The sequence below is a fragment of the Bacillus sp. JJ1474 genome (assembly GCF_036965225.1).
In the GTDB taxonomy this organism is placed as follows: Bacteria; Bacillota; Bacilli; order Bacillales; family Cytobacillaceae; genus Cytobacillus.
Map to the genome: position 1 here is coordinate 10,568 of NZ_JBALPC010000109.1, position 8,725 is coordinate 19,292.

The window sequence follows — 8,725 nt, forward strand, 5'->3', positions numbered from 1 at the left end:
TGGGTTTAAAAAGTCCAAGCAGAGAGTCTGGATGGACATTTCATCGAGAAATGAGTTTGAAAAGTCCAAGCAGAGAGTCTGGATGGACATTTCACAGAGAAAAAGGTTTAAAAAGTCCAAGCAAAGAGTCTGGATGGACAATTTACCGAGAAAAAGGTTTCTAGTAACCGCCGCCATCAACAACTGAAGACAAGAGAGGCACATATAAAGCCTGTAACCTTCACCACCCGTCATGGTTGCGCATACCTAACGCACATTGTGAGGCGGTTGCAAAGATAATTTTAAATGTAGGCAACTAACCCATTGGGGGTTTCCTATTATTTTTTTGAAATTAGATTTACGATGAGGTAGTATGATATTTATCAATTGGTCAGTACCTTTGTTGGAACAAAGGATTGACACTAATTTTTTTATGGAGGTCTATTGTGGATAATAACGATATATTAATCCGATTGAGATATGCGCAAGAAATTAAAAATAAAGAAATGGCAGAGATCTTTAAGCTTGGGGGAGTAGATGTTACAGTTCCAGAAGTAATAAAGATTCTCACAAAATCAGACGAGTATGATGACGAGAGTGATGATCAAATAAAATGTAATAACAGTATGTTAGATTCATTTTTAAATGGTTTTATTATTTATAAAAGAGGAAGGCAAGAGCCGAAGCCAGGGCAGTCTGCTACTCCAGAACCGTCTGTAAATAAAAGTGCAAATGTTAATAATCTCCTGTTAAAGAAAGTAAAAATAGCATTAGCATTAACGACTGAGGATATGCTGGATATATTCGACAATGCAGGAATTACCGTTACAAAAGGAGAACTGGGCGCTTTATTAAGAAAAGAAGGGCATAAGAATTATAAGGAGTGCGGAGATAAATTTGCCAGGAATTTCTTAAAAGGATTGGCGATCAAATACAGGGGATAACATGATACATACATACTTAGGTGAGACAATACGTTTGGAAATCAAGTACAAAAATCGTACCTCTATAGGAATGACAATAGATAGTTATGGAAATGTTGAAGTCCAGGCTCCGAAAGGGACACCTGATGATAGAGTGCTTCAATTAGTAGAAGAAAAATGGGATCTAATACAGCAAAAATTAAAAGAAATGAAGGATAGGCTGCTGGGGCCACAGAAAAAGGTCTATGAGTATGGTGAGAGTTTTCTTTATTTAGGAAACCATTATCCTATACAGATCTTCCAAGATATTAATATTACGCAAGAAAATGTAGTGTTTGAAAATGGAAAGCTCCATATTTATGTAAAGGAGCCTGACGCTGAAAAAATAAAACAAGCTTTGAAACGATTTTATTACCAGCAGTGTAAGGCTTTAGTGGAAAAGAGCATTTCCACTTATCAAAGCAACTTCAAAACAAAACCACGTTCTATTCGTATCTCGGATAGCAAAACGACTTGGGGAACTTGTGATTCAAAGCTGCAGTTAACATTTAATTGGAGACTGGCAATGGCACCTCGGGAGGTCATTGACTATGTAGTCGTTCACGAAATGTGCCATATGGTTCATCTGAATCACGACCGATCCTTCTGGCGCCTTGTTGGAAAAATAATGCCTGACTATAAGGAAAAGGAAAACTGGCTGAACTTATCCAGTTGGAAAATGAATGTTTAGTTGTCTCGAAACGAGTGCCGAAGTACAAATTTAACAAAAAGACATATTCTCATTAATAAATTCATCATCGACTTTGAAAAACACTACTACATTTATATTATCTTCCATCACCACCTAAGTCATTGTGAAGAGGTTGCAAAGATAATTTTAGTTGATAGAAGAAGCTCAAATCCTAAATGGTTGGGCTTCTATGTAAAATAAATATTCCGGGTCAGTTAATTACTGTGATAAAGCAGTGGGGGACTGACCCGCTTTTTATACATTCTTATAAATATATGCTTTCAATAACAATCAGTGTATCAAAATATTTTTAGAATTTACTTCACAAGGAAGTGGATTAAGAATGCAATGGTGATAAAGTACATCATCCAGTGAAGCTCTTTGGCACGCCCTGTGAGTAGTTTCAAGATCGTATAAGAGACAAAGCCAAATGCCAAACCTTCAGCTGTGCTTACAGTTAACGGCATCATAATCATCGTAAGGAATGCAGGTACAATTTCTGTATAGTCATCAAATTTGATGTACTGCACCTCTGTCAACATTAGAACCCCAACCATGATCAAGATAGGAGCAGTTGCTACAGTTGGTATGAGTGTGACAAATGGCGTGAAGAAGAGGGCAGCGAAGAAAAGGATCGCTACAGTCAGCGCATTTAACCCGGTTTTACCTCCTTCGGCAATCCCAGCCGCACTTTCGATGTATGCACACGTAGCAGTGGAACCCATGGATGCACTGGCCATTGTGGCAACTGCATCCGCTGTTAATGCCCTGTTGATGTTTTTAATATCTCCATCGTTTTTCATTAATCCGGAAACTTTCCCTAAACCGACCAGAGTTCCTAGATTTTCGAATAATTCGACAATTGTGAAGGTAAAAATGATCGAAAAAAGACCGTAGCTTAGAGCTCCTAAAATATCCATTTGCAAGAACGTGTCAGCCAGGCTTGGGAAAGAGAGTGAGACAATATCTCCAATCCCTTGTGGTACTGGAGCCTCTCCAAATATCATCGCTAATGCAGTAATACCAATAATACTGATCAAAAAGGCACCCTTTATCCGCTTAGCAGTCAACACTGCTGCTATAATTAACCCTACTATCGCGAGCAGTGGTCCACTTGACTTGATATTGCCAAGTGCAACATATGTTTCCTCATTTGCGATAATAATTCCCGATCCTTGTAACCCAATGTATGCGATCATCAGCCCTATACCAACCCCAATGGCAGAACGAAGGGTGGGAGGAATGGCAGTGATTAATTTTTTTCGGATGCCGGTAATTGTAAGTATTAAAAAGGCGATACCTGAAATAAACACGGCACCTAAAGCTGTTTGCCAAGACAATCCTTCACCTATGACAACCGTATAAGTGAAAAAGACGTTTAATCCCATTGCAGGGGCGACCGCAATCGGAAGATTCGCCCAGAAGGCATATAAAATTGTACCAATGATACTAGCGTAAATAGTGGCAGCTACTGCTGCTTCCATTGGAATACCCGCATCCGCTAAAATGGATGGGTTGACAAAAATGATATAAGCCATTGTGACGAAGGTCGTAATACCAGTTAAAATTTCTGTTTTTACATTCGTATTTCGTTCCGAAAGTCGAAAGCGGCGTTCCAACCAAGAGTCTCGGCCAACAGGCTTCAGATTATGTGGATTATTTATTTGAGTTTGTCCCGACATAAGATCCTCCTTCGTTGATAATATTTAGACGAACTCATTTTAGTCCAATTGAATCGTGGGGGACGGCTCCGTAACAATGTTTTCGTACCTGTTATTCTTTACGCTGTCCCAAAAGTCAAACCAAGTTCATTCAATAATTTACGATAGGCGATACTCATTCTATCCGATTTCAGATGCAACTCCGCTTGGAGGTCTAGAGGCAACAGTTCCGGCTTTTGAGCTTCAATAATGGCTTTATCTTGTAAAAGCAAAGTATTTTGGAAATCAATAAAAACATGATCAGGTAGATGAAGGTCATAATTACGAGAGACAATTGCATAGGCAATGCTTTGCTTTTCATTATTTGGTTGAATAATCCATACCATGCTAAACACCTGTTGTGTTTCATTGTCTATTTTGTTGAGACGGGCAACTAGTGGGGCAAGAACTTCGTACGTGTAATTGCTGTTAATGGGGGTGCCTCGGCCATCGGGATCAGGTTGATAAACGACAATTTCTTCGGATATTAGACGATTTTCTATACGCTTTACATGGTAATCGTTAATTACTGTATGACTTGGGTCACCTAGTAATCCTTCATGTACAAACATGAAATGGGAAGCGTCCAGGAAATTTTCCACAACGCGCGGTGCTGCTGCAACGATAGGATATGGCCCACATATGACCGATTTGTAATCGTGATCAGTGAACATGGGATGGTCCACTAGAGGGTTAGCGGGCTGTCCAAGACATATCCAGATAAGTCCAAGTGCTTCCTGACAATGATACGAGATCGCTTTTGCCTTTTTGGGGATGCTCTGTTTGGCTTCTTGAGCAGGGATTCGTACACAAGATCCGCATGCACTATATTCCCATCCGTGATATGCGCAAACGAGACGATTCTCCTTCACTTTTCCCATTGAAAGCGGAACACCCCTGTGGATACACAGATCGCGGAAGGCAACAACTTTTCCTTCCAATCTTACAATTACGATTTTTTCCCCTAATAGTTCTACTTGTTCAGGTTGATCTTTCAAATCCGTAGCTTTGTAAACAGGAAGCCACTCATTCACCAATACAGGGTCCTTCTCCACCAAATGTGGCAGGACGGGTACGTTTTTTGTTGTCATTTCCTAAGTTTTCCTTCCCTTCATCTTTTTTTCGCTATTTTTTTGCTTTGGCAGTGAAAACTTCTCTATTTCTTTACATCACAACCACCTCCCAATAAAATAACACCTGCTTACGGCTTTTCCAGAGTAGGGGATAGCAGACAGAAAAGAGAAACGATCCCCCTAGCAAATAAGCTATGTGCAATGCAACGGTACCCAGTTGTTTCATTTACATAAGAAGTAATGCCAAAGGATCTTCGTCCGATAAAAGACCGATGTTCATCAATGTCCGGCAATAAGGACCGGATCGTAATGCCTAAAACATAGCTATGTAAAAGGGATGTGGAAACGAAATGGGAATTTCAGCACCTATTGTCAATGAACTTACGATGTGGGTTTATAACCCAAATAAACCAGGCCCCCATTATTTTTATTAATGGATATGTTTGGGTATTTAAGAATATAACAACTAGATCACGTTTCTTGAGGACCACATTGGTATTAAAGTTACTGCGAAAGTATTGTGATCACCAGAAACAGGCAGTAGCCCCTCAAATTACTTTTTTGGGACTTTTTATCAATACAAAAATCAACATTTTTCGCAGTGTATCTTAATATAATTCGATAAGATGACAGGAGAAATTTCCCCTTTCAAAGCTCTCTTTCTATTAATAAATCTATTGAAAAATGGAATATTTTATCATATATTTGTAATGATTAAATATTCAGAAAATACACATAAAGGGGGGTATCGAAATATTTATTATTAAATTCACTAAACGTTAGGGGGATTTGAAATCAGATGATTAAGAAAATACTATTTGTACTAGTGGCAGTATCCATGCTTTTGGGTAGTGCGGTTGTATTTGGCCAAAAAGCAGACGATATTAAATGGATTAAGGAACCAACTATAATAGACTCTGAGGGTAAGAAAATAGACATCATAGGTGCTTTAGAAGTACCAGATAGTTACAAAGGGAATACGAAAGTAAGTGTAGAGATTAATGGCTTTCATGTAAACCTAGACAAAAATGGATATTTTACAAAATCAATATTTAAAACATCTGAAATAGATATAAAGGTCTTTACCGGAAAAAATGAAATCGTAGAACTAGCAAAAACAATAAAGTATGTAATGGATAAGAGCCGTGTTAATGAGGCGATAAGACTAATAGATGAGCTGCCAAATGTTGTTGAATTAGCTTTAGATGATAAAGAAATGGTAGCAGCAGCAAGAACGTATTATGATGCATTGACACCTGAAGAAAAAGAATTAGTGACCAACTTGAAAAAATTAGAGGAATTAGAAAATAGAATAAAAGATTTATTTTTACTTGAATTGATTCAAGAGGCAGAAGGAGTCATAAAATCTTTACCATCATTTGAAGATATAAGAATAAAGGATAAGGAAGCAGTATTAGCTGCCATGACCAAGGTGGCAAAAGTGAAAGGAATGGATCCAAATGCTCATATTTCAGGCGAAGAGTTATTAGGGGCCTTATTAGAAAAAATACAATATCTAGAAAAGGAAGCAGCAGATAATTATTTCTTCCCAGCAATATATATGCATTCCCCTACACCGCTAAAAACATTTGCGAATTCTGAAATTTTATTCGAAGGTTATGTAACAAATGTAAAGTATGTTGAAAAAATCCTTATTCATGATCAAGCAGCAGATGTTGAATATGAAGAAAATGCAGAAGTAAAAAGCAATGGAAGTGTTGTTTATAAAGGACCTGCATATAAATTCAGTAAACTCCTTACGTTAGAAGATAATTCGCATGCTATTAGTGTAAATGTTATTTCGCAATCAGGAAAAAATGGCAGTATTGCAAGAAGGTTTTATGTTGATACCACACCTCCAGAATTAAATATAGTGGTAAAAGAAAGAGAAGCTTCTTCAGATATAGCCCAACTAGAAATTAATATGAAGGATAGGTACGGTTATTTAGAACTGTATGAATTTGATAGTCATATTGAGCAATACGAAGGTAACTATAGTTCTGAAATTAGCAGAACTTTAGAATGGTCTGTAGACTTAGAAATAGGTGAAAATGTATTTACGTATATGCTTAAAGATGGAGCTGGGAACACAACTGTTAAAGAAATAACTATTGTAAGAGAGAAGCCAGCACCAATAGTAAAAGGGAAAGTACAAATAAGTCTATATAAAGATTCTACTTCTACTTCAAATAAAATACCATTTGAAAATATTATAGGATCATTTTATCTTAAGGATAAAGTAACAGGGAAAGAATATAGAGAGGGAAGTACCCCTTGGAATGGTAAGGAACGTTACGTTATGAATGATATTCCAGTAGGAGAATATACAATCCACTTTGATGCACCTGATGGAATGTATACGCATAACATATGGCTTGGTGACGCATATAAAGAAACATTGTATGATGGAATTACCAACCCATTAAAGGTAGTTGATAGAGGCACTATAGCTAATTATGTGACAATAGTAATCAAAACAGATATTACGCTAAAAGAAATTAAACCACTAGATCCACTTTATTTTTCAAAAGATATTACATTTGAACAGTTTACGGCCGCATTACCTAAAAAAGTAACCATAGTCGATTCTGCAGATAAAGAGCACGAAGTGGAAATAAGCTGGGACATTAGACCATTTAGTTTTGAATCTTGGAAAAAACCAGGCGAATTCACTTTATTTAGTAACCTCTTTGCTTTACCAATAAATGTTTCCAATACAGATCCAGCAACTAGATTGGAAGTAACGGTAAAGGTAAGCTTTCAGTAGATTTGCGAAAACGTATTTGCTTGTTTGTATCTTAAATTATTTATTCCAATTAGTCTTAAGCGTACCCTTCCACTGGGTACGTTTTTTTACAAACTAAAATAATAGCGTGTTATTATCCGATAAAAGTTTACTAGCGCCAAAATTAGGTTTGGAAAAACCTAAAAATAGAGGCTCATACCTCCAAAAAAGAAGCAGAAGAACCGTCCCCGTGCTTCCAAGGAAAAGGAAAACTGGCTGACCTTATCAAGTTGGAAAATGAATATTTAGTTGTCTCGAAACGAGTACGAAGTGCAAATTTAACAAATAGACATTTTTTCTCATTAATAAATTGATCATCGACTTTGAAAAACACTATTACATTTATATTATCTGCCATCACCACCTAATTCATTGTGAAGCGGTTGCAAAGATTATTTTAGTTGATAGAAGAAGCTCAAATCCTTAATGGTTGGGCTTTTTTTGTTTTGTTTATTCTCAAAATTATTCTTGTGTAACATCTATGGAACAAGACTTTTCGCGCGTGACAGGCACAATATCTAATGCAAAACTCATTATTGAATTATTCAAGTGAGTACTTTGGAATAGTAGAATCGTATTTATAGTGAATCTCTGGAATTGGAGAATTGAAATATGGATTATAAAGACACAATTACTGTTAAATAGGAGAAAGTCGAAGGAAAGTGGCTGATCTAGGATAGGCAGTAGCATTAAATTTTGAGAAAAAATTACCAATTCCCCATGTGTTGCTACATATAATCTGCATATGAGGTGCATCTCAGCTTATCTCAAAATATTAAGATACTCTAAAAAGAATTCTTTGTTTCTTCACTCAATATTCATAATGTGCAGCGGAGATCATTTGATTCAACCATTCTTTTTTTGCTTGCACCTTCTTGGAATTATCCAATAGATGGGTTTTGCCTATTTGATTTCCAAACACAACAGGAATAACAGAATAAAATTGATTAGACAGGTGAATAACATCTGTGTTGCCATTATGTATCTTCTCTTCAATTTCAGTTAATATTTGAATCCCTCTATAAAGCTGAATCTCTGAAAGTTTCCCCAATTGGGTATGAATAGAAAAAAGGAGGGCTTGGGAAATCGTGTGAGTTGGTTTTCTTCGAAAGGGAGCTCTGATTGGTATGAGAGAAGATTCGTCCCATTCTTCATCTATCACAATTAATTCATACCCTTTTTTCCGTTTAGAAGAAAGAATCTTTTCAAATGCATTCTTAGCTTCTAAGCGAGTTAGAAAATATCTCTCTTGTTTTCTTGGAGAATTTCCCATCCGTCCGTATTCAGTATAAATGCGGTAAGAGTATTCTCCTACTCCTTCCTGAAATTCTATAATATAAAATTTATTGGAGTTAGCTTGGATTGATACATAATTTAGTACAACTCGTTGTTCTACTTCCTTCAACGCAAAAAAAGGGGTGTCGTTCGTATAAAGAGAAATTGCTTTTGTCATAAGAATTCCTTCCGGTTTTAGTATGTTAAGTGATTTTTTAAAAGGTATTGATTATCGGTTAATTTAATCTACCATATTACAC

Annotated in this window: 6 protein-coding genes; 3 read left to right on the forward strand and 3 right to left on the reverse strand. The window is 36.6% G+C overall.

Annotation, left to right across the window (positions count from 1 at the left end; translation table 11 throughout):
• The first annotated feature begins 425 nt into the window (after positions 1-425).
• Together V7164_RS14760 and V7164_RS14765 are read left to right on the forward strand one after the other, a co-directional pair.
• Positions 426-923 (forward strand): DUF1456 family protein, encoded by a 498-nt coding sequence (locus V7164_RS14760; protein ID WP_335354460.1) that lies wholly within the window; start codon positions 426-428, stop codon positions 921-923.
• 1 nt (position 924) lies between these two features.
• Complete coding sequence (locus V7164_RS14765; protein WP_335354461.1) at positions 925-1,632, forward strand: M48 family metallopeptidase; 708 nt, start codon at positions 925-927, stop codon at positions 1,630-1,632.
• A gap of 317 nt (positions 1,633-1,949) precedes the next feature.
• On the opposite strand, the gene V7164_RS14770 is transcribed toward V7164_RS14765, so the two are convergent.
• Together V7164_RS14770 and V7164_RS14775 are read right to left on the reverse strand one after the other, a co-directional pair.
• Positions 1,950-3,314, reverse strand: a complete 1,365-nt coding sequence (locus V7164_RS14770; protein ID WP_335354462.1) for an NCS2 family permease — start codon at positions 3,312-3,314, stop codon at positions 1,950-1,952.
• A 98-nt stretch (positions 3,315-3,412) separates the two neighbouring features.
• Positions 3,413-4,423, reverse strand: coding sequence for an aromatic ring-hydroxylating dioxygenase subunit alpha (locus tag V7164_RS14775; RefSeq protein WP_335354463.1), 1,011 nt, complete (start codon positions 4,421-4,423; stop codon positions 3,413-3,415).
• Positions 4,424-5,204: 781 nt separating this feature from the next.
• Here V7164_RS14775 and V7164_RS14780 point away from each other — a divergent pair.
• Positions 5,205-7,172: a hypothetical protein gene (locus tag V7164_RS14780; protein ID WP_335354464.1), complete on the forward strand. Its 1,968-nt coding sequence runs from the start codon at positions 5,205-5,207 to the stop codon at positions 7,170-7,172.
• 829 nt (positions 7,173-8,001) lie between these two features.
• Here the strand turns inward: V7164_RS14780 and V7164_RS14785 are convergent.
• Positions 8,002-8,643 (reverse strand): WGR domain-containing protein, encoded by a 642-nt coding sequence (locus tag V7164_RS14785; protein ID WP_335354465.1) that lies wholly within the window; start codon positions 8,641-8,643, stop codon positions 8,002-8,004.
• Between the last annotated feature and the right edge of the window lie 82 nt (positions 8,644-8,725).